Consider the following 20,399-nt stretch of genomic DNA (forward strand, 5'->3'; position numbering starts at 1 on the left):
GCTCTTGCCATGACCGTCCGCGAAGACATTCTTCAGTTCCTGCGCGCCCAGCGGCGCGAGAACCTACCCTGGGTGAGTTCCAGCGAACTGGCCTACCGAACCGGCGTCAGTTGGTCCACGGTTAAGCGCCAATTGGAAAACCTGCGCAAAGTCGGCGCGATACTGCGCGAGGGGCAGGGCCGGGCCACTCGCTATCGGATTGCGGACGAAACACCCGCATCGATGCTCCCAACGACCATTGCCACGCGGCTGGCGGAGCCGGCGTCCGAGGCCATCGGGATGATCTGGTCTGAGCGTGGTCAAGCCCTGCTGGCCCGGCTTCGGCAGCCGTTGGCGGCGCGAGCGCCTGTGGGATACGAACGCACCTTCGTAGACAGCTATGTGCCGAACCAAAGCTCCCTGCTGCCGTCTTCGCTAGCTCAAGACTTGGCCGACGAAGGCCGCATGCCAGGTCAGTCGCCAGCCGGGACTTACGCGCGTCGCGTACTGGAGCCGCTGCTGCTCGACCTGTCCTGGTCATCGTCTCGACTGGAAGGCAACCGGTATTCCTTGTTGGCCACGCAGGAACTCTTCAAGCACGGAATGGCCGGGGAAGATCTGGATGCAGTTATGCTGCTCAACCATAAGAGGGCCATCGAGTTCCTGGTCGATGCGGTGCCCGCACATGGCCTGACGTCCGCCGTGATCGGCAACCTTCACGCGATCCTGCTGGAGGAACTATTGGCCAATACGGACGGCCTGGGCCGCATCCGCCAGATCGTGGTCAACATCGGGGACACGACTTACGTGCCGCTCCAGGCGCCCTTGTTGCTGCAGGAAATGTTCGACCAAATTGTGGAGAAAGCTCGGCTTATCAAGAACCCCGTCGAAGCGGGATTCTTTCTGTGGGTGAACCTTGCGTATCTTCAGCCTTTCGAAGACGGCAACAAGCGCACCAGCCGCCTGGCGGCCAACATTCCGCTGATGCTTTACAACTGCGCGCCGCTGTCCTTCTTGGACGTAGAGGTACAGGACTACGTCTACGCCATGTTGGGGGTCTATGAATACGGCGACGTAACGCTGGCGACAGAACTGTTTGCCTGGGCCTATCGGCGCTCGATCCGCAAGTACGCCGTGCAACTCAACGCTGCGGGCGTGCCGGATCCGGTGCGATTCCGATTTCGGGAAAAACTGAACGAAGCGATTGGCCGGGTGCTACGTGAGCAGCGAACGGCCGACGCCGCAACAGCGGCGCTGGGCTTGTCCGAAGACGATGTTCAATTATTCCGCCCGATACTGGCGCAAGAATTGCGCATACTGGATGTGTACAACTGCGCGCGCTATCGCTTGTCGATGGACCTAGTCCAACAATGGGTCGAGGCCGGGCGGCCGCACTGAAGCAAACCAGCGGAACAAGAGCCGCAAACATTGCGGCTCTCTAGTCCCGACACCGATGGATGCGAATCAGGCCTTACGCCCCAACCACTCAGGTATTGTCTTTCACTACAGTGCTTGGCCCATTGGTCTTCACAGACGCAATCCCCGCATCTCGAGCTGCTGCGCTCGAATACATTTCACTGCGTCCAATAGACTGCCCATTCGCCGCGCTCAACGAGAAATAAGGCGAACCGTTGGTGGCCGTCTTGCGCTGATAGCGCTCATCGATCGGCGAATTCTGCCGAACGGATGCAATTCCATCCTGAGCGCTGGCTTTGGTGGTGTACCGCTCGCTCGTCAGAATAACTTCATGATTCCCGGCTTTCAGATTAAACATGTACTGATCGCCGCTGCGCTTCAACTCGTAGTAACCGCTCATGGAAACCTCCAATATCTGGCTAGTTCAACAATGGGTCGATACTGCGATGCACACACATGAATGCCGGTTGATGATAGTCCATGCATTACGTTCAGGACATACCAAAGAAAAGGGCCGCTAATCGCGGCCCTCGTCGTCACTGCTTAACGTATCGCTTCGATTACGCCTTGCGCACCTGCGCAATCAACCCATCCAGCTGCGCCAGCATCGTATCGATTTCCTCAGCCGTCACATTCAAGGCCGGCATGAAGCGCAGCAGGTTTCCGCGCGGCGCATTCAGCAGCAAGCCGTTGGGCGCCAGATTGCGCGCGGCTTCGACGATTGCAGGGCCGTCGTCGCGATCCATCACCAGCGCACGCAGCAGACCCATGCCGCGTTCGCCCTTCATGCCGTACTTGGCCGACAGGGCCAGCAGACCTTCGGACAGATGCTTGGCGCGGGCGTTGACAGATTCCATGAAGCCGGGTGCAGCCAGCGCATCGAACACAGCAACACCAACAGCAGCCATCAGCGGGTTACCGTTGTACGTGCCGCCCTGGTCCCCATGCGAGAACACGCAGACTTCCTGACGAGCCAGCAGCGCAGCCAGCGGCACGCCGCCGCCAATACCCTTGGCCAGCGTCATGATGTCCGGCACAACATCCGATTGCTGGTACGCAAACATGGTGCCCGTGCGCCCCATACCCGTCTGCACTTCATCAACGATGAACAGCAGCTTGTGTTCGTCGGCCAGCTTGCGCAGGCCTTGCATGAATTCCTTGGTGGCGGGGACGACGCCGGCTTCGCCTTGGACGGGTTCGAGCATGATGGCGACGGTTTGGTCGTCGATCAGCTTGCGCACGGATTCCAGGTCGTTGATTTCGGCCTTGGGGAAGCCTTCGACCTGCGGGGCGAACATCTTGTCCCAGCCCGGCTTGCCGGACGCGGACATGGTGGCCAGCGTGCGACCGTGGAAGCCGTGGTTCATGGTGATGATCTTGTAGGCGCCTTTCTTGTGCACCTGGCCCCATTTGCGGGCGAGCTTGATGGCGCCTTCGTTGGCTTCGCCGCCGCTGTTCGCAAAGAAGACTCGGTCGAAGACCGAGGCGCCGGTGAGGCGCTCGGCCAGTTCGATGGAGGGCAGGTTGTAGAACGCCGGCGAGGGGTTCATCAGCAGCTTGGACTGGTCCAGCAGGGCCTTCTGCATTTCCGGGGCGCTGTGGCCCAGGGTGTTGACGGCCCAGCCCTGGACGAAGTCCAGGTATCGCTTGCCCGCGTGATCCTCCAGCCAGGATCCCTGGCCGCGCACGAACACGAGGTCCGGGCGGGAGGTGATCTCCATGAGGGCGTTGGTCTTGAACTGGCTGAATTCCATGGCGGTTCCTGCGGAATGAGAGAACAGGGGGTGAGAAAGTAATTGGACGATGCCAATAGGCGAATTTAGCACCGACGGGGGGATGCTATCGTGACACACCCCCTGCCGATCCGCCCGGGCCGCCTCAAAAGGGCCGCCAGCGCGGGAGCTACATTTTATGCAACAGGCGCGCCCCTGCGCGCAGCCCTTTGTCGCTTTTTACTGACCAATCATGAAACGTATTCTTTCCAGTCTTGCCGCCGGCCTGGCGCTGGCGGCGGCCACGGCGACCGCGCATGCCGATTTTCCCGAGCGCCCCATCCGCCTGATCGTGCCGTTCCCGCCCGGACAGGCGACCGATATCTTTGCGCGCGCGCTGGCCGAAAAGCTGGGCGCGGCCGTGAAGCAGCCCATCGTGGTGGAGAACCGCGCGGGCGCGGGCAGCAATATCGGGATGGAGCAGGCGGCGCGCGCGACGCCGGACGGCTACACGCTGGTGATCGCGGGCTCTGCCGCGGCGGTGAACCAGACGCTGTACAAGACCATCAATTACAGCCTGACCAAGGATTTTGCGCCGGTGTCGGGGGTGTTCTCGGTGCCGCTGATGTTCCTGGCGACGCCGGCTTCGGGCATTACCTCGCTCAAGCAGCTGGTGACGCAGGCGCGCGCCAATCCGGGCGAGTTGGCCTATGCCAGCGCGGGCATTGGCGGCACGCAGCATTTGTCGGCCGAGATGTTCAAGGCGGCAGCGAAGATCGACATCCGCCACATCCCGTACAAGGGCAGCGGCCCGGCGCAGGCGGATTTCCTGGGGCATCAGGTGCCGTTGATGGTGGACTCGGTGACTGCCGGCCTGCCGCATGTGCAGAGCAAGAAGGCGGTGGCGCTGGCGGTGACGACGGCCAAGCGCCTGCCGCAGCTGCCGGACGTGCCGACCGTGGCGGAATCGGGTTATCCGGGTTTCGAGGCCATCGGCTGGGCGGCGGTGCTGGCGCCGCGCGATACGCCGGCCGAGGTGACGGGCTATCTGAGCAAGCAGATCGGCCAGGTGCTGAATTCGCCGGACATGCAGAAGTTCTTCCGCGACCGCGGCGCCGAGCCGATGCCGTTGACGCCTGATGCGACGGGGGCTTTCATCGCGGGCGAAGTGACGAAGTGGGGTGAAGCGGTGAAGCAGTCGGGCGCGCAGGTCGACTGACAAGAACGCAAGACGCTACGCCCGCAACAAACCGCCCCGCATCGTCGGGGCGGTTTGCATGATGGGCTGAGGTAAAGCTATGGGTGGGCCGGCTTAAGCCGGATCACCCGGCTGGCCCGGCCGTCCGGGCTCGCCGGGTTGCCGGGGCTTTTCTGCGGGCTGCCCCGGATTGCCGGGCACTTCCGGCGGCATGCGACCCGGGTCGACGTCATCGGGACCGGGTTGGCCCGGCACTTGGCCGGGCGCCTGCTTCTCCGGCGCGCCGCCGGGTTCTTGGCCGGGACGCTGGGACGGGTCTATGCCGGGTTGGTTGGAGGGATCGCCGGGCTTCTGGTTCGTGTTCATGGAACTCTCCTGAAGATTCACGCAAAGCGTTTCACGCGAAGCAGCACGCGTATCGGTGCAGGACCACGATAGAAGCCTGGTCCGCGCACGCCCAGATCACGCGGGACGACTTTATCTAGTACTTTCTTCCTATCTTGCGGCCGCGCGCCAGCGGCCCGGTTTTGCACACCGAGGAGTCAGGATGAAGAAGACCGCCACGGCGTTCACGACGGAACGCCGCCATCTGCTGGAAATCATCGACGGCCTGATCGAGGGCATCATCCTGCTGGACCAGGACAAGCGCATCGTCTGGGCCAACGACACGGCGCTGGCCATGCATGGCGCGACCGATCTGGCCGCGTTGGGCGGCACCGCCGCCGGCTACCGCAAGGCGTTTACGCTGCACTATCGCAACCATCGCGCGCTACGCGCGGCGCAGTACCCGCTGGACCGCGCGCTGGCGGGCGATGCCTACAAGGATGTGGTGGTGGAAGTGACCAGCCGGCGCGATCCGGCGTTCAGCCGCATGCATCAGGTGCGCAATCTGGAGCTGCGCGATGCGCAGGGCGTGGCGGAAGGCATGGTGCTGGTGCTGCTGGACGTGACCGAGCGCTACAACGCGGAAGAGCGCTTCGAAAGAACCTTCAACGCCAACCCCGCGCCGGCCGTGATCTGCTCGCTGGCGGACCTGCGCCACATCAAGGTCAATGAAGGATTTTTGGCGATGACCGGCTACAAGCGCGAGGAAGTGCTGGGCAAGACGCTGCGCCAGCTGGACGTGCTGGGCGACACGCCGCAACGCGACGATGCGCTGCACCGGCTGGCGGAAGGAACCACCATTCCGCAGACGGAAACCACCATTGCGGTGCGCGACGGCGGCACCAAGCTCGTGATCGTGGCCGGCCAGCCCATCGAGGTCGCGGAACAGCCTTGCATGCTGTTCACCTTCAACGATCTGGAGCCGCGCCGCAAGGCCGAGACGGCGCTGCGCGATAGCGAACAGCGTTTCGCCACGGCGTTCCGTCTGGCGCCCGTACCCATGACACTGAGCAGCACGGAAGGCAAGCTGCTGGAGGTCAACGATGCCTTCGTCGCCACAACAGGTTATGACGCCAAGACCTTGGCGCGCGACGAGGACGCGCTGGCGCAGCTGTGGACGGACCCGCAAGCCTATGACTGCGCCATGGCCTCGCTGGAACAGGGCGCCAGCGTGCGCAGCCAGGAAATGGCGCTGCGCACGCGTGAGGGCGCGCTGCTGGACTGCCTGGTGTCGGCCGCGCCGGTATCCATCCAGGACCAGCCCTGCGTGCTGGCGGCGATCCAGGACATCACCGAACGCAAGCGCAACGAGGTCGAACTGATGGAGGCGATCGAGACGGTAATGCAGGACACCTCGTGGTTCAGCCGCACCGTCATCGAGAAGCTGGCGCAGATCCGCACGCCCCAGGGCGCGCCGCAGGGGCAGAGCGAACTGGCCGATCTGACGCCGCGCGAGCGCGAGATCCTGGGCTTGATGTGCCAGGGCAACACGGACCCGGAGATTGCGGCCAACCTGCATCTGTCGCGCAACACGGTGCGCAATCACGTGGCGGCGCTGTACAGCAAGCTAGACGTGCACCGGCGCAGCGCCGCCATCATCTGGGCGCGGCAGCGCGGCATCGTGGGCTATGAAAAGCCGGCGCGCAAGCAGGCGCAGAAGCAGCCTGACAAGCAGGCTCAAAAGCGAGTCCACAAGATTCGGTAGAAAAGTACCAGCCGATCTGATGCGCGCGCTTCTTACGCGCACGTCATACGCTTCCTATAGTGGGTTCGTCCGCCGCTGGAGTCCAGGCCCGAGGGGTCCTCCGGCGCGGTTTCACGCAACCTGGAATTAGGAGCGACAACATGGATAACGACCGCATCAAGGGCGCAGCCAAGGAAGTCAAAGGCTCGATCAAGGAAACGGCCGGCAAGCTGACGGGCAATCGCCAGACGGAAGCCGAAGGCAAGGCGGAGAAAACCGTAGGCAAGGTGCAACGCAATGTAGGCGAAGCCAAGGATCAGGCACGCGACTTGCTGAACAAGAAATAGCGCGGCTGCCCTTCGGCATGACCCGCTACGCTCATGAACGCCGAAAGGAGAAAAAAATGACGCATCGAATCTGGCTTGCGCTGCTGCTGGCAATAACCGCCATCACGGCCGGCTGCAACACCATGGAAGGCGCCGGCAAAGACATCGAACGCGGCGGGGAAAAGATCCAGCAAAAGGCCCAGTAGGCCTGCGGGAACCCGTGCTCGGCTGGCGCGCTTGATGGCGCGCCGGCCATTTTGCGTTCGGGCGTCCTGATTCAGCGCGAGAAGCCGCGCGCGGAGATTTCCCAGATGTCCTGCACCACGCCTTCCTTGAACACCACCAGGCCGTCGTGCAGGTTGAAAGTCGGATCCACGTGCGCGGGCACCAAACGCAACACGGTGCCCAGCGCGGGCGCAGTGGCGCCGGACTCGACCCGCACCACGCTGTGCTCGTCGTTGATGGCGATGCAGGTCAGACCGGACTCGCCGTAGACGGCGGGCGGGCCGCATTCGGCGGAGGCCGATTTAAGGCCGGCGTCCAGCACCACGCGGTCGGGCGTGGGCGTGCTCATCACCGTGGACAGCAGGAACAGGCTGTTCTGGAAATTGAGCGGGCCGCCCCATTCATTGGCGCCGTAGTCGCCGTCCATGAAGGCATAAGAGCCGGCCTGCAGTTCGGTGTAGACGCCGCTGGCGGCGTCGAACTCCACGCTGCCGGTGCCGCCGCCGGTGATGGTGTCGCAGGCGATGCCGCTTTCACGCAGCAACTGCGCATAGGACGCAGCAATGCGCGCCGCTTGACGGGATACCGTGGCGCGTTCTTCGCGCGTGCGGTAATGCTGCACCGAGCCGTGATAGGCCTGCAGGCCTGCGAAGTTCAAGCCCGGCAGCGAGCGCGCCTGCTGCGCCAGCGCCAGCACGGTCGCGTCGTCGGACACGCCGCAGCGGCCCTGACCCACGTCCACTTCCACCAGCACGTCGATCTCGGCGCCGGCCTGCACCATGGCGGCGGACAGCTGCGCCAGGTTTTGTGCGTTGTCGACGCAGACGCTGATCTTGGCGGCGCGGGCCAGCTGGCCCAGCAGCGCCATCTTGGCCGGGCCGACCACTTCGTTGCTGATGTGGATGTCGTGGATGCCGGCGGCCACGAAGGGCAGGGCTTCGCTGACCTTCTGGCAACAGATGCCGCGCGCGCCCAGCGCCAGTTGGCGCAGCGCGATCTGCGGGCATTTGTGGGCCTTGGCGTGCGGCCGCAGGGCCACTTCGTGGCGGTCGGCCCAGGCCTGCATGGCGCGCAGGTTGGCTTCGAAAGCGGTCAGGTCCAGCGCCAGGCTGGGCGTGTCGACGCGGGCAAGGGGATCGCCCGGCTGGGCGGCGGGGGGCAGCGCTATGCCGCGTATGACTTCCTGGGACATCTTGGAAACTCCGTTATCAGCACTGCAGGGATGTAACCGCACACCATAACCAAAGCGGGACCACCCATAACCTTGGGCGATGCGACCCCCTGGAAAACCATAGCCCTGTAATCATTGGCTACAGAGGGTGGGCATGACAGAATTTCATCATAAAGAAAGCCCCCGAGGGGAGGCGCGTTTTTGCCGGGGGAATTCGCCCATCGGCAGAAATCACATTATCGATATCCGCAGCAGGAATCCGGAGAAGCTCGCATGAAACTCAAGAATTGGATCACCGCCCTGACCATCGCGGCCGCCGCCGTCGGCGCCGCCGGTTCGGCGCAGGCCCAGCAGTTCTTCCGCATCGGCACCGGCGGCACCGCCGGTACCTACTACCCCGTGGGCGGCATCATCGGCAATGCCGTGTCGCAGCCGGGCAAGCTCATCGCCACCGCGGTGGCTTCCAATGGTTCGGTCGCCAATATCAACGGCGTCATGGGCGGCTCGTTCGAAGCCGGCTTCACGCAGTCCGACGTGGCCTTCTGGGCCTATAGCGGCACCGGCACCTTCGAAGGCAAGCCCAAGGCCCAGGACCTGCGCCTGATCGCCACGCTGTATCCGGAAAGCATCCATCTGGTGACGCGCAAGGGCTCGGGCATCAAGGGCGTGGCGGACCTGAAGGGCAAGCGCGTGTCCATGGACGAGCCGGGTTCCGGCACCCTGGTGGACGTGCGCCTGATCCTGGGCGCCTACGGCCTGACCGACAAGGACATCAAGGCCGAGTACCTCAAGCCCAACCAGGCCGGCGACAAGCTCAAGGACGGCGGCCTGGACGCGTTCTTCTTCGTGGGCGGCGCCCCCGCTGGCGCGATCGCCGAACTGGCCTCCACCGGCAATATCGAACTGGTGTCGCTGGTGGGTCCGGAAATCGATGCGCTGCGCGGCAAGCAGGAGTTCTTCACGCCTGACGTGATCACCGCCAACACGTACCAGAACATTCCGGAAGTGAAGACCATCTCGGTCAACGCGCAGATGGTCACCTCGGCCAAGATCCCGGACCAGGTGGTGTATGACGTCACCAAGGCGCTGTACAGCGACGCCACGCGCAAGACGCTGGACGCCGGCCACGCCAAGGGCAAGCTCATCACCAAGGAAAACGCCGTCAAGGGCGCGGGCATTCCGTTCCACCCGGGCGCGGAGAAGTTCTACAAGGAAGTCGGCCTGTTGAAATAAGCGAGCCGATGCTTCTTTCACGGATAGACCACGGCGCAATCTGAAACGTCGTGCTTGAGCAGGGCCGCCACGAGCGGCCCTGCTTGCTGTATCACCTGAGACTCACGGCGATGGAAATAGACCACGAGAAGACCCAGCAGCTGGCGGAAAAGTACGATTCGGAAATCCGCTTCCGGCCGCTGGACAAGACGGCTACCTGGATCGTGTCAGGCCTGCTCGTTACCTTATCCCTGTTTCACTACTACACCGCCGGCTTCGGCCTGCTACGCGAGGCCACGCACCGCGGCGTGCACCTGGCCTTCGTGCTGAGCCTGATCTTCCTGGTGTTCGGCTTTTCCAAGTCGCACTACCAGCGCCAGCCCAAGTCCACCTGGTTTTCGCCCGGCGGCATTCCGCTGTACGACTGGATCATCGCCATCGCGCTGGCGCTGTCGGTGCTGTACATCCCCTACATTTTCGAGGACCTGGCGTTCCGCGTGGGCAATCCCTTGCCCATGGACGTGCTGATGGGGTCCATCCTGCTGATCGGTCTGCTGGAGGCCACGCGCCGTGCCATGGGCTGGCCACTGCCCATCATCGCCATCGTGTTCATGGCGTATGCCATGTTCGGGCCGTATTTCCCGGGTCTGCTCAAGCATGCCGGCAATACCTGGTCGCAGGTCGTCAACCACATGTACCTGACCAGCCAGGGCGTGTATGGCGTAGCGGTCGGCGTGGTCGCGACCTACGTCTTCCACTTCGTGCTGTTCGGCGTGCTGGCGACCCGCATCGGGTTGGGCCAGTTGTTCCTGGACGTGGCGTCGACGGTGGCGGGGCGTTATGCGGGCGGGCCGGCCAAGGTGTCGGTGTTCGGTTCGGCCATGTTCGGCATGCTGTCGGGTTCGTCGGTGGCCAACGCGGTCACGGTGGGCTCGCTGACCATCCCGGCGATGATCCGCATCGGCTATCCGCGGCACTTTGCCGCCGGCGTGGAAGCGGCCAGCAGCACGGGCGGGCAGATCACGCCGCCCATCATGGGCGCGGCGGCGTTCCTGATGATCGAGTTCCTGGGCATTCCGTACCAGCAGATCGCGATCGCGGGTATCTTCCCGGCCTTCCTGTACTTCTTCGGCATGTTCATGCAGGTGCACTTCGAGGCCAAGCGCGAAGGGCTGCGCGGCCTGACCGAAGAGGAAATGCCCAAGCTCAAGCAATCGTTCAAGATGCGCTGGCCGACGCTGATCCCGCTGGTCCTGCTGATCGGTGTGCTGGCCAGCGGCCGCACGCCGTACCTGGCGGCCTTCGCCGGCATCACCGGCTGCATTCTGGTGGGCTTGCTGAATCCGTTCCAGCGGCTGCGCTGGCGCGACCTGTACGAAGCCTTCGAGACCGGCGCCAAGTACGCGCTGGCGGTGGGCGCGGCGGCGGGCACGGTGGGCATCGTGATCGGCGTGGTGACGCTGACCGGTGTGGGCTTCAAGATTTCGTACATCGTGATCTCGGCCTCGCAGGCGCTGGCGGGCGGTGCGGCCATGATCATCCCCGACGCGCTGGCCAACATGCAAACGCTGACGCTGATCGCGGCACTCATCATGACCGGCATCGTCTGCATCCTGATGGGCTGCGGCGTGCCCACCACGGCGAATTACCTGATCATGGTGGCGGTGGCCGCCCCCACGCTGGTGCAATTGGGCGTGCAGCCCATCGCGGCGCACTTCTTCGTGTTCTATTTCGGCATCCTGGCGGACATCACGCCACCGGTGGCGCTGGCGGCGTATGCGGCGGCCGGGATGGCGGGCAGCGATCCGTTCAAGACCGGCAACACGGCCTTCAGACTGGGCATCACCAAGCTGATCGTGCCCTTCGTGTTCGTGTTCTCGCCGTCGCTGCTGATTTCGGTGCAGGGCTTCACCTGGTACGACTTCTTCGTGACCCTGTTCGGTTGCATGGTCGGCCTGGTGCTGCTGTCGGCGGCTTTCTCGCGTTACATGCTGGTGGGCATGAAGAGCTGGGAGCGCTGGCTGTGCACTATCGGCGCCTTGCTGACGATCCTGCCCGGGCTGACCAGCGGCCTGATCGGGCTGGCGATCTGCATCCCGGTGTTCATGCGCCAACTGGCGCAGCTGAAGCTGGAAAGCGCCCCCAAGGCCGCCTGACGAAACGGCCTGCACACAAAAAGGGGCGGATCTGCGAGGCCCGCCCCTTTTTGCTCCGAATCATGAATATTGGCAGCATTTAGGCGGAAAATGTGCGCGTGTTGTCGTAAGGTGACGCCATACAACATTCCACCTTCCGGCCGGTTGCCCGACCCTATAAATCAGCGTAAAGTAAAATTCATGTTTGCTGGTCTGCCGATCTCCGGGCCGACTGTGCACACAGGCACAAAACTGCGCCATATGTTCGATATCCTGGTTTATCTGTACGAGAATTACTACACGCCACAAGCCTGTCCTGCGGCCGACGTGCTCGCAAAGCGGCTTGCCGCCGCCGGTTTCGAGCACGAAGACATCGACGACGCCCTCGGCTGGCTCTACGGCCTGGCCGAAACCACCGAACGTTGCGTCGATCTCGCCCAGGCCCCCGCTACCGGCACCCGGATCTACACCGACAACGAATACCAGCAGCTCGGCACCGAATCCATCGGCTTCATCGCCTTCCTGGAATCGGCTGGCGTGCTGCCCGCGCCGCTGCGCGAAATCGTCATCGACCGGGGCCTGGCTTCGCCGGAAACGCCCGTGCCGCTGTCCAAGATCAAGATCATCGCCCTCATGGTTCTCTGGAGCCAGGAAGCCGAGATCGACAATCTGGTCCTGGAAGAGCTGCTGGACGAGGACGGCACGCGCCTGCTGCATTGACCGGCATCCGCCTCGCTTGATGCCGTTACTCCCATCCCGCGCGCAAGGCCGCGCGGGCATCCCATCGTGAATTACGTCGGCCGCTTCGCCCCCAGTCCCAGCGGCCCGCTGCATGCGGGCTCGCTGGTGGCCGCGCTGGCCAGCTGGCTGGACGCGCGCGCCCAGAACGGACGCTGGCTGCTGCGCATTGAAGACGTGGACACGCCGCGCACGGTGCCGGGCGCAGCCGAGGTCATCATGGGCCAGCTGGATGCGCTGGGCTTGGCCTGGGACGGCGACATCATGTGGCAATCGCGCCGCAACGACGCCTATCAGGCCGCCTTCGACGCCCTTACCGCGCGCGGCCTGATCTACGGCTGCGGCTGCACCCGGCGCGAAATCGCCGATTCGGCGTTGCGCGGCCAGACCGCACCCGGCGCCGATGGCGAACGCCCGTATCCCGGCACCTGCCGCCATGGCCTTCCAGAAGGCCGCGTGGCCCGCGCCTGGCGCGTGATCATGCCGGAAGGCGTAGAACATTTCGTGGACCGCTGGCTGGGGCCTCAGGAACAGGACGTGGCGCAGGCCGTGGGCGACATCGCCCTGCGGCGGGCTGACGGCCTATGGGCCTACCAGTTGGCGGTGGTGGTGGACGACGCCGCGCAAGGCGTGACCGACGTGGTGCGCGGCGCGGACCTGCTGAGTTCCACGGCGCGCCAGCGCGTGTTGGGCCGGCTGCTGGGTCTGCCGCCGGTGCGTTACCTGCACGTGCCGCTGATCCTGGACCCCGCCAGCGGCCTGAAACTGTCCAAGCAGAACGGCGCCCCACCCATCGACACCGGCGCGCCCCTGGCGGCGCTGATGGCCGCCTGGCGCGCCTTGGGCTTCGACCCCATAGACGCCACGGACCGCAGCTATTTCCTGCGGGAAGCCACCGCGCAATGGGCGCGGCGCTTCCCGCTGCCCGCCGCTACAGCGGCTTGAGGTCCTGGTCCAGCATCCGGACGAGCAAGGCCTCGCCGTTATCCGCCACGCGCAGCTCGCCGTACTTGGCGACCTGATAGCGCTCGGCCTGGCCTTCCGGGAAGAAATAGGCGTTGGTCACGATGCGCACGCTGTTGTCGCGGATGCGATAGCGCAACGGCACTTCCCCATCCGTATGCGGATGCGTATCGGGCTGGATGCGTAGCGGCTGGCCCACGCCGCGCGCGTCGGTCTGCAGCATCACATAGCCGTCCGGCTCGTAGCCCATGACGGACTCCTCGGCCTCGGGACGCTCGCCGCCCAGCCGCAGGCGCGTGACTTCCCGGCTGGCCGCGAAGTTCAGCGCCATGTAGTCGCCCTGCATCAGCGAACGCGGATCCACCGGGGCCAGTTCCAGGATGACCACCTTGCCCGAGGCCAGCAGCTTTTCACGCTGCCAGATGCCGCCGTTGGCAACCACCAGCACCAGCGCCAGTCCGCCCAGAATGGCCAGCGTGCGCCAGCGCAACGGCGCCGAGACCGGCGGCAGGGGAACGCGGCGGCTGGGCGGCAGCGTGCGCATCAGGCGCGGCACCAGCCACACCAGGGCACGCAGCACGAACAGCAGCAGGGCAGCGCCGCCCAGCCACAAGGCTTTTTGCAGCAGCGGCACGTCCAACTGGTAGTAATAGACGCCCAGGTAGGCCAGCAGGCTGATCACGCCGAACACGACCAGGCGCGACTGGTTCAAGCCGAAGCCCAGCAGCAGCCAGGCCAGCGCGAAACCCACGCCGGGACTGGGCAGCCAGAACAGCGCCAGGATCAACAGGGCTATCGGGACGCCCCAGGTGACGCCCGCTGTCAGCACGTGGCGGCGGGGCCACAGCACCGCAAAGGCAGCCGCCACGGGCAATAGCGCGCCTGCGATAACCAGCACCGCCGTATGCGGATTGAGCTGCCACATGGCGGGCAGCTGCTGGGCGGAGAGGCCGCCCGCCAGCCACACCATGCCTTGCACCGACAGCAGGAAGGCCCAGGCCAGCGGCTGCAACGCATGGGCGCGCTTGCCGCCCAGACGATGGCTGACGCTGAAAATGACGGCGGTGGCCCAGGCGCCGGTCACGGCGATGGGCAGCCACACGAAGGTGGCGCGCATGACGTCGAAGCCCAGCCAGGCGTCCAGCAGGTCTTCGCCGCCCAGGTCGGGCGACAGGCCGCGCCAGATCAAGCCCGCCCCTGCTGCGGCGATCAGCAGGCCGCTCAGGAAGCGCAGGATGACGTCGGGACCCACCGCGTAGACCGTGGCCGCCATCAGCAGCACGAATACGCAGGCGCTGGCGAAGGAGGTCGAGCTGGACAGCCCGAAGATGATCAAAATTTGCCCAGCAAAGGCCATGGCCGTGCCGCACTGGCGCCAGAACGGACCGGCATCGCTGCGCAGCACCGCCACGCCGGCGGCGCACAGCACCAGCCCGACCACCAGCGCGCCGCTTTCAGACGTGATGAAGCCCGAGAAGGCGGCGAACACCAGCAGCAGCAGCGTCGCCAGCCAGGCGCTCAGGCCCAGCAGGCACTGCACATACCAGGGCGGATCCACCTGGGGAGCCGGAGCCGCCGCCAGTTGCGCGACCGGCGCGCCGGTTTCGGCCGGGTCCACCGAATTGCCGGCCGAAGCCGCGGCCGGCTCGGCGTCCGCGGCTGCGGCCACCGCGGCCTGGGGATCGCCGGCCAGCCGGCGCAGCCAGCGCGCGGCCCAGACGGCCTCGGCCATCAGCAGCGCCGCCAGCGGCAAGGCCGCCCAGACGCCGGGCTCCAGACGCAGCAGCCATTCGCCCGCCACCCGCAGCGACACGCAGATGACGCCGGCGGCCAGCATGGCCAGGATGATCAGGTCGCGCCGGCCCTTCTGATAATAGAAGCCCAGGCCCAGAGTCACCGCGACCCAGGCGATGCCGTTATAGAGGCCCAGGCCGCGGCCCAGGAAGTCGCCAAGCATCTGGGTCAGCACCAGCACGCTGATCGCCAGGGCGGCCAGGACCCGCGGACCGACCAGGGTGCTGGCGCGCCAGCGGCGGGCAGCCAACTCCCAGCCCAGCAGCAGCAGCAGGTTCAAGCCGGCCATCATCAGGCCGGGCACGCCCGGGCCGCCGAATATCAGCATCCAGGAGAACACCCGCTCGCCCAGCCACAGGGCCATCGCCACATTCAGCACCAGCGCCCACAGCAGCCAGACGGCCTGGCTGCCGGCGGCCAGTGCCCAGGGCAGCAGCAAAAGCGCCCACCAGGCGAACAATTCCCAGGTGTCGGCGCCAGTCTGGTAAGTTTGGCCTAGTAAAGCGAGCAGCGCGCCAAGCAGGATGCCAGCCAGGGCGAGCAAGGCGCCCGGTATGGTGCGGCGCACGCCGGGACTGGCACGCAGGCGCAATCCGGCCCAGGCGGCGGCCAGCGCACAAACCGCCAGCAACCCCTGGACGCCGGCGAAGCGCTGCACTTTCGTCATGTCCTGCCAGTTGGCGGCGACCCAACAAACCGCGGCGCTTCCCAGCAGCAAAACACCTAGCCAGAGGGTGCTGCGCGCCAGAAATTGACGCCAAGCGTGTAGTTCGGATCCCGCTTGTCTTTCAGTGCCGACTTGCATCTGGCGAATCTCCGATCTTATTATCCGCGCTACTACGGCGGGACTGCCGCCACTGGATACACATGAATAAAACGCTGATTATTGCCGAGAAGCCCTCGGTGGCCCTTGATATATCACGCGCCTTGGGAGGCTTCGCGCGGGAGGGTGACTATTTTGAAAGCGAACGTTACGTCCTCGCATCGAGTATCGGGCATTTGCTCAGCTTGGTCGCGCCCAACGATCCGGTCAAGGGGAAGTGGAGCTTCACGCACCTGCCCGTGATTCCGCCCGAGTTCGAACTGGGCCCCACCGACAAGAAATCCGCCGAACGGCTTAAGCTGCTGGTCCGCCTGGCCAAGCGCAAGGACGTCGACGCCATCATCAACGCCTGTGACGCCGGGCGCGAGGGCGAACTGATCTTCCGCTACATCATTCAGTACGCGGGCGTGAAGAAGCCGATCCAGCGCCTCTGGCTGCAGTCGATGACCCAGGCCGCGATCCGCGAAGCCTTCGCCAACCTGCGCGACGACTCCCAGCTCAAGCCGCTGGAAGCCGCCGCCCGTTCGCGCGCCGAGGCCGACTGGCTGGTGGGCATCAACGGCACGCGCGCCATGACCGCCTTCAACAGCAAGGACGGCGGCTTCTTCAAGACCCCGGTCGGCCGGGTGCAGACGCCCACGCTGGCCATCGTGGCCGAGCGCGAAGAACGCATCCGCCGCTTCGTGCCGCGCGACTACTGGGAAGTGCGCGCCACCTTCGTGGCGGCCGCCGGCCTCTACGAAGGCCGCTGGATCGACCCGCAGTTCAAGAAAGACGACCGCGACCCGGAAAAGCGCGAATCGCGCCTGTGGTCGGAAGCCGCCGCGCAAAGCGTGGTTGCCGCCTGCCGCGAACAACCCGGCAACGTCACGGAAGAATCCAAGCCGTCGACCCAGATGTCGCCGGCCCTGTATGACCTGACCTCGCTGCAGCGCGAAGCCAACGGCCGCTTCGGCTTTTCGGCCAAGACCACGCTGGCGCTGGCGCAGACCCTGTACGAACGCCACAAGGCGCTGACCTACCCGCGTACCGATTCGCGCTACCTGCCCGAGGACTACATCGCCACGGTGCAGGAAACCATGCGCGCGCTGGCCAAGGGCGGTTCCAACGCCGTGGGCGGCCTGTCGCGCCACGCGGAAACCGTGGTCGGCAATCAATGGGTCAAGCCGAACCGCCGCATCTTCGACAACAAGAAGGTGTCGGACCACTTTGCCATCATCCCCACGCTGCAGATCCCGCACGACCTGAGCGAAGCCGAGGCCAAGCTGTACGACCTGGTGCTCAAGCGTTTCCTGGCGGTGTTCTTCCCCGCCGCGGAATACCGCGTCACCACTCGCATGACCGAAGTGCAGGGGCACCGCTTCCGCACCGACGGCAAGGTACTGGTCAGCCCGGGATGGCTGGCCGTCTACGGCAAGGAAGCCCAGGGCGAAGATGCCAATCTGGTGCCCGTGGCGGACGGCGAGACCGTGCGCACCGAGGACGTCGAGGCCGTGGGTCTCACCACCAAGCCGCCGGCGCGCTTCAACGAAGGCACGCTGCTGTCGGCCATGGAAGGCGCCGGCAAGCTGGTGGACGACGAGGAACTGCGCGAAGCCATGTCCGAGCGCGGCCTGGGCACCCCGGCCACGCGCGCCGCCATCATCGAAGGCCTGCTCAACGAGGTCTACTTGCGTCGCGAAGGCCGCGACCTGGTGCCCACCGCCAAGGCGCGCCAGCTGATGACGCTGCTGTCCGGCCTGGACGTGACCGAACTGACCTCGCCGGAACTCACCGGCGAATGGGAGCACAAGCTCAAGCAGATCGAGCAGGGCGGCCTGGGCCGCGAGGCCTTCATGCGCGAGATCGCGCAGATGACGCAGGTCATCGTCAAGCGCGCCAAGGAATACGAGCGCGACACGGTGCCGGGCGACTACGCCACGCTGCAGACGCCGTGCCCCAAGTGCGGCGCCGTGGTGAAGGAAAACTATCGCCGCTTTGCCTGCACCGCCTGCGACTTCTCCATCGGCAAGCACCCGGGCGGCCGCACCTTCGAGCTGCCGGAAGTCGAAGAACTGCTGGCCAAGCGCGAGATCGGCCCGCTGCAAGGCTTCATCAGCAAGATGGGCCGGCCGTTCGCCGCCATCCTGCGCATCAGCGATGAATTCAAGCTGGAGTTCGACTTCGGCCAGAGCGACGAAGACGACAACGAGGCCGTGGACTTCTCCGGCCACACGCCGGTGGGTTCGTGCCCCAAGTGCCAGTCGCGCGTGTTCGAGCATGGTATGAGCTACGTCTGCGAGAAATCCGTCGGCCCTGAAAAGAGCTGCGATTTCCGTTCCGGCAAGGTCATCCTGCAGCAGGAAATCTCGCGCGAGCAGATGGAAAAGCTGCTGACCAACGGCCGCACTGACCTGCTCGACGGCTTCGTCTCCAGCCGCACCAACCGCAAGTTCAAGGCCTTCCTCGTCCGCCAGCCGGACGGCAAGATCGGCTTCGAGTTCGAGCCGCGTCCGGAAAAACCGGGCCGCGCGCCGGCCAAGACGGCTGCCAAAACCGCGACCAAGACCGCTGCGAAAAAGGCGCCGGCCAAGAAGGCCGCGGTGAAGAAGACCGCAACCAAGACGGCCACGAAGACGGCCGTCAAGAAAGCGGTGAAGAAGGCTGCGCCGAAAAAGACCGCCGCGTAAAACGGGCGCGGCGCTTGGCGCGCCGCCACCCGACCATCGCGCACAACGCCCGGGCAACCGGGCGTTTTCCATTGTTGGACGCCAGTTGCTGGGGTATTGTCTACGCCAAACAGCAGCAACCAGACCAAACCCGAGGAAGACATGAGCAACAGCCCCGACTTCACCACCCGCCGCCGTGTGCTGGCCGCCGCAGGCGCGCTGGCCGGCATCAGCCTGGTCAACGGCCGCGTCGCGTTCGCGCAACCCAAGCTGGGCCGCGTCGTCTACGGCCAGGGCAGCATCGACCCGTTCTTTGCCGCGGGTTATGTCGCGCTGAAGAAAGGCTACTTCGGCGAGGGCGGACTGGAAGTCGAATACCTGAACTCGCAGAGCGGTCCTCGCACCAACCAGCTGCTGGCCGCTGGCCAGATCGTGTTCGGCGCCACCGCCGCCACCGCCGCCCCCGCGCTGACGCTGGCCGGCAAGCCCGCCACGCTGGTGTTCGGCTTTGACCGCAAGCTCACCTACGCCAACGTCATCGTGCGCCGCGAAGACTTCGAAAGCGGCAAGATCAAATCGTTGAAGGACCTGGTCGGCAAGCGCGTGGGCGCGACCCAGCCGCAGTCCAGCACCTGGCTGATGGCGCTGTACCTGATGCAGAAGGCCGGCGTCGCCGACAAGGTGGACATCCGCCCGCTGGGTGACCTGGCGACCATGCTGGGCGCGCTCAAGACCGGCTCCGTGTCCGCCAGCATGGCCACCATGTCCATGATGGAACAGGCCCAGCAGGAAGGCTGGGGCGTGCCCATCTTCGACGCCACCACTGAAAGCTCGTGGAACGAATTCATGGGCGGCGACGTGCCGGGTATCGCGGCCCTGACCTTGCAGGACACCATCCAGAAGCGCCCCGAAGTGGTGCAGGCCTTCGTGTCCGGCCTGGTCCGCGCGCAGGACTTCATCAGCGCCAACAGCGCCGCGGCCGTCACCGACGCCATCTACGACGACTATCTGAACGCCTTCCCGCGCGCCGCCATCGAGAAGACGCTGGGCGTCTACAAGGAAACGGTGTTCCTGAAGGACAACATCATCACCCAGGACGCCTATGACCGCATGACGGCCATCATGGGCGACGGCCGGCAGTTCTCCAACGACGAGATCAAGACCGTGCCCTACGACCGTTGCGTGAACATGAGCTTCGTGCGCCGCGCCCGGGGCCTCTGATGATCACGCTGGACAAGGTGGGCAAGGCCTACCAGACGCGCCAGGCCACCACGCATGCGGTGGGCGAGGTCAGCCTGACGATCCCGGAGGGCGAATTCGTCTCCATCGTCGGCCCTTCGGGTTGCGGCAAGAGCACGCTGCTGAACATGATCGCGGGCTTTCTGCGCCCGACCACCGGCACCATCCGCGTGGACGGCCGCGTGGTCGACGGGCAGGTGCCGCCGGCGCTGGGCTACATCTTCCAGAAGGACACGCTGCTGCCCTGGTTCAGCGTGCGGAAGAACGTCGCGCTGGGCCTGAAGTTCCAGGGCGTGTCCGCCGACAAGATCGAGCGCCGCGTGGCCGAACTGCTGGAAATGGGCCACCTGAGCCAGTTCGCCGATGCCTTTCCGCACCAGCTGTCGGGCGGCATGCGGCGGCGCGTAGCGCTGCTGATGAGCCTGGCGGTCGAGCCGCGCATCCTGCTGCTGGACGAGCCCTTCGGCGCGCTGGACACCCACACCAAGACCCACCTGCACCGCGAACTGATCGAGATCTGGCGCAAGCTGGGCCAGACCATCGTCATGGTCACGCACGACCTGGACGAGGCCATCCTGCTGTCCGACCGCGTGGTGGTGCTGTCCGGTCCGCCCAGCCGCGTGCTGCTGGACGAGCGCATCGAGATCCCGCATCCGCGCGATGTCTTCACGCTGCGCGAAACGCCGCAGTTCGTGACCCACGTGCAAAGCCTATGGAGCGTGCTGGGACAGCAGTTCCGCGTCGCCGCTTGA

17 protein-coding genes are annotated in these 20,399 nt (G+C 65.2%); 12 read left to right on the top strand and 5 right to left on the bottom strand.

The features are described 5' to 3' along the window. Window positions 1-9: 9 nt before the first annotated feature. Window positions 10-1,377, top strand: a complete 1,368-nt coding sequence (locus IPU70_RS10290) for a Fic family protein (RefSeq protein ID WP_207467068.1) — start codon at window positions 10-12, stop codon at window positions 1,375-1,377. 88 nt (window positions 1,378-1,465) lie between these two features. On the opposite strand, the gene IPU70_RS10295 is transcribed toward IPU70_RS10290, so the two are convergent. Together IPU70_RS10295 and IPU70_RS10300 are read right to left on the bottom strand one after the other, a co-directional pair. Continuing rightward, window positions 1,466-1,795 (bottom strand): YegP family protein, encoded by a 330-nt coding sequence (locus IPU70_RS10295; protein WP_088143618.1) that lies wholly within the window; start codon window positions 1,793-1,795, stop codon window positions 1,466-1,468. A gap of 160 nt (window positions 1,796-1,955) precedes the next feature. Continuing rightward, window positions 1,956-3,149 (bottom strand): acetylornithine transaminase, encoded by a 1,194-nt coding sequence (locus tag IPU70_RS10300; RefSeq protein WP_207467070.1) that lies wholly within the window; start codon window positions 3,147-3,149, stop codon window positions 1,956-1,958. A gap of 211 nt (window positions 3,150-3,360) precedes the next feature. Here IPU70_RS10300 and IPU70_RS10305 point away from each other — a divergent pair, with 211 nt between their 5' ends. Further along, the gene (locus tag IPU70_RS10305) at window positions 3,361-4,326 is read left to right on the top strand and encodes a tripartite tricarboxylate transporter substrate binding protein (RefSeq protein ID WP_207467072.1); all 966 of its coding nucleotides are present in this window, start codon (window positions 3,361-3,363) and stop codon (window positions 4,324-4,326) included. Between the two features lie 93 nt (window positions 4,327-4,419). On the opposite strand, the gene IPU70_RS10310 is transcribed toward IPU70_RS10305, so the two are convergent. Continuing rightward, window positions 4,420-4,671, bottom strand: a complete 252-nt coding sequence (locus IPU70_RS10310) for a hypothetical protein (RefSeq protein ID WP_207467074.1) — start codon at window positions 4,669-4,671, stop codon at window positions 4,420-4,422. 181 nt (window positions 4,672-4,852) lie between these two features. On the opposite strand from IPU70_RS10310, the gene IPU70_RS10315 reads away from it, so the two are divergent. From IPU70_RS10315 to IPU70_RS10325, 3 genes are all read left to right on the top strand, one after another. Then, window positions 4,853-6,394 (top strand): helix-turn-helix transcriptional regulator, encoded by a 1,542-nt coding sequence (locus IPU70_RS10315; RefSeq protein WP_207467076.1) that lies wholly within the window; start codon window positions 4,853-4,855, stop codon window positions 6,392-6,394. 140 nt (window positions 6,395-6,534) lie between these two features. Then, a complete protein-coding gene (locus IPU70_RS10320; RefSeq protein ID WP_207467078.1) occupies window positions 6,535-6,720 on the top strand; it encodes a CsbD family protein in 186 nt (61 codons plus the stop codon). A 56-nt stretch (window positions 6,721-6,776) separates the two neighbouring features. Next, entirely contained in the window at window positions 6,777-6,905 is a 129-nt protein-coding gene (locus IPU70_RS10325; protein WP_013390837.1) for an entericidin A/B family lipoprotein, read from the top strand. A 71-nt stretch (window positions 6,906-6,976) separates the two neighbouring features. Here IPU70_RS10325 and IPU70_RS10330 read toward each other — a convergent pair whose 3' ends face one another. Continuing rightward, window positions 6,977-8,116: a DSD1 family PLP-dependent enzyme gene (locus tag IPU70_RS10330; protein ID WP_207467080.1), complete on the bottom strand. Its 1,140-nt coding sequence runs from the start codon at window positions 8,114-8,116 to the stop codon at window positions 6,977-6,979. Between the two features lie 252 nt (window positions 8,117-8,368). On the opposite strand from IPU70_RS10330, the gene IPU70_RS10335 reads away from it, so the two are divergent. The 4 genes from IPU70_RS10335 (at window position 8,369) to gluQRS (ending at window position 13,125) form a co-directional block, all read left to right on the top strand. Beyond that, window positions 8,369-9,328 carry a TAXI family TRAP transporter solute-binding subunit gene (locus IPU70_RS10335; protein ID WP_207467082.1) on the top strand — a complete coding sequence of 320 codons (960 nt, stop codon included), beginning with the start codon at window positions 8,369-8,371 and terminating at the stop codon, window positions 9,326-9,328. Between the two features lie 110 nt (window positions 9,329-9,438). Next, a complete protein-coding gene (locus IPU70_RS10340) occupies window positions 9,439-11,463 on the top strand; it encodes a TRAP transporter permease (protein ID WP_207467084.1) in 2,025 nt (674 codons plus the stop codon). A gap of 240 nt (window positions 11,464-11,703) precedes the next feature. Continuing rightward, the gene (locus tag IPU70_RS10345; RefSeq protein ID WP_042795808.1) at window positions 11,704-12,162 is read left to right on the top strand and encodes a DUF494 family protein; all 459 of its coding nucleotides are present in this window, start codon (window positions 11,704-11,706) and stop codon (window positions 12,160-12,162) included. Between the two features lie 66 nt (window positions 12,163-12,228). Further along, on the top strand, window positions 12,229-13,125 hold the full coding sequence (gluQRS, locus tag IPU70_RS10350; protein ID WP_207467086.1) for a tRNA glutamyl-Q(34) synthetase GluQRS: 897 nt from the start codon (window positions 12,229-12,231) through the stop codon (window positions 13,123-13,125). Here gluQRS and IPU70_RS10355 read toward each other — a convergent pair. Continuing rightward, window positions 13,112-15,742 (bottom strand): GDYXXLXY domain-containing protein, encoded by a 2,631-nt coding sequence (locus IPU70_RS10355; RefSeq protein WP_207467088.1) that lies wholly within the window; start codon window positions 15,740-15,742, stop codon window positions 13,112-13,114. The genes gluQRS and IPU70_RS10355 overlap by 14 nt on opposite strands. 62 nt (window positions 15,743-15,804) lie before the next feature. Between IPU70_RS10355 and IPU70_RS10360 the strand changes: the two genes are divergently transcribed. The 3 genes from IPU70_RS10360 to IPU70_RS10370 all read left to right on the top strand — a co-directional run bounded on the left by IPU70_RS10360 (window position 15,805) and on the right by IPU70_RS10370 (window position 20,399). After that, the gene (locus IPU70_RS10360) at window positions 15,805-18,429 is read left to right on the top strand and encodes a DNA topoisomerase III (protein WP_207467090.1); all 2,625 of its coding nucleotides are present in this window, start codon (window positions 15,805-15,807) and stop codon (window positions 18,427-18,429) included. Window positions 18,430-18,570: 141 nt separating this feature from the next. After that, a complete protein-coding gene (locus tag IPU70_RS10365) occupies window positions 18,571-19,629 on the top strand; it encodes an ABC transporter substrate-binding protein (RefSeq protein WP_207467092.1) in 1,059 nt (352 codons plus the stop codon). Further along, a complete protein-coding gene (locus IPU70_RS10370; RefSeq protein ID WP_207467095.1) occupies window positions 19,629-20,399 on the top strand; it encodes an ABC transporter ATP-binding protein in 771 nt (256 codons plus the stop codon). Before IPU70_RS10365 ends, IPU70_RS10370 begins: the two co-directional genes overlap by 1 nt.

Source organism: Achromobacter sp. SD115 (genome assembly GCF_017355315.1).
Taxonomy (GTDB): Bacteria; Pseudomonadota; Gammaproteobacteria; order Burkholderiales; family Burkholderiaceae_B; genus Achromobacter; species Achromobacter xylosoxidans_B.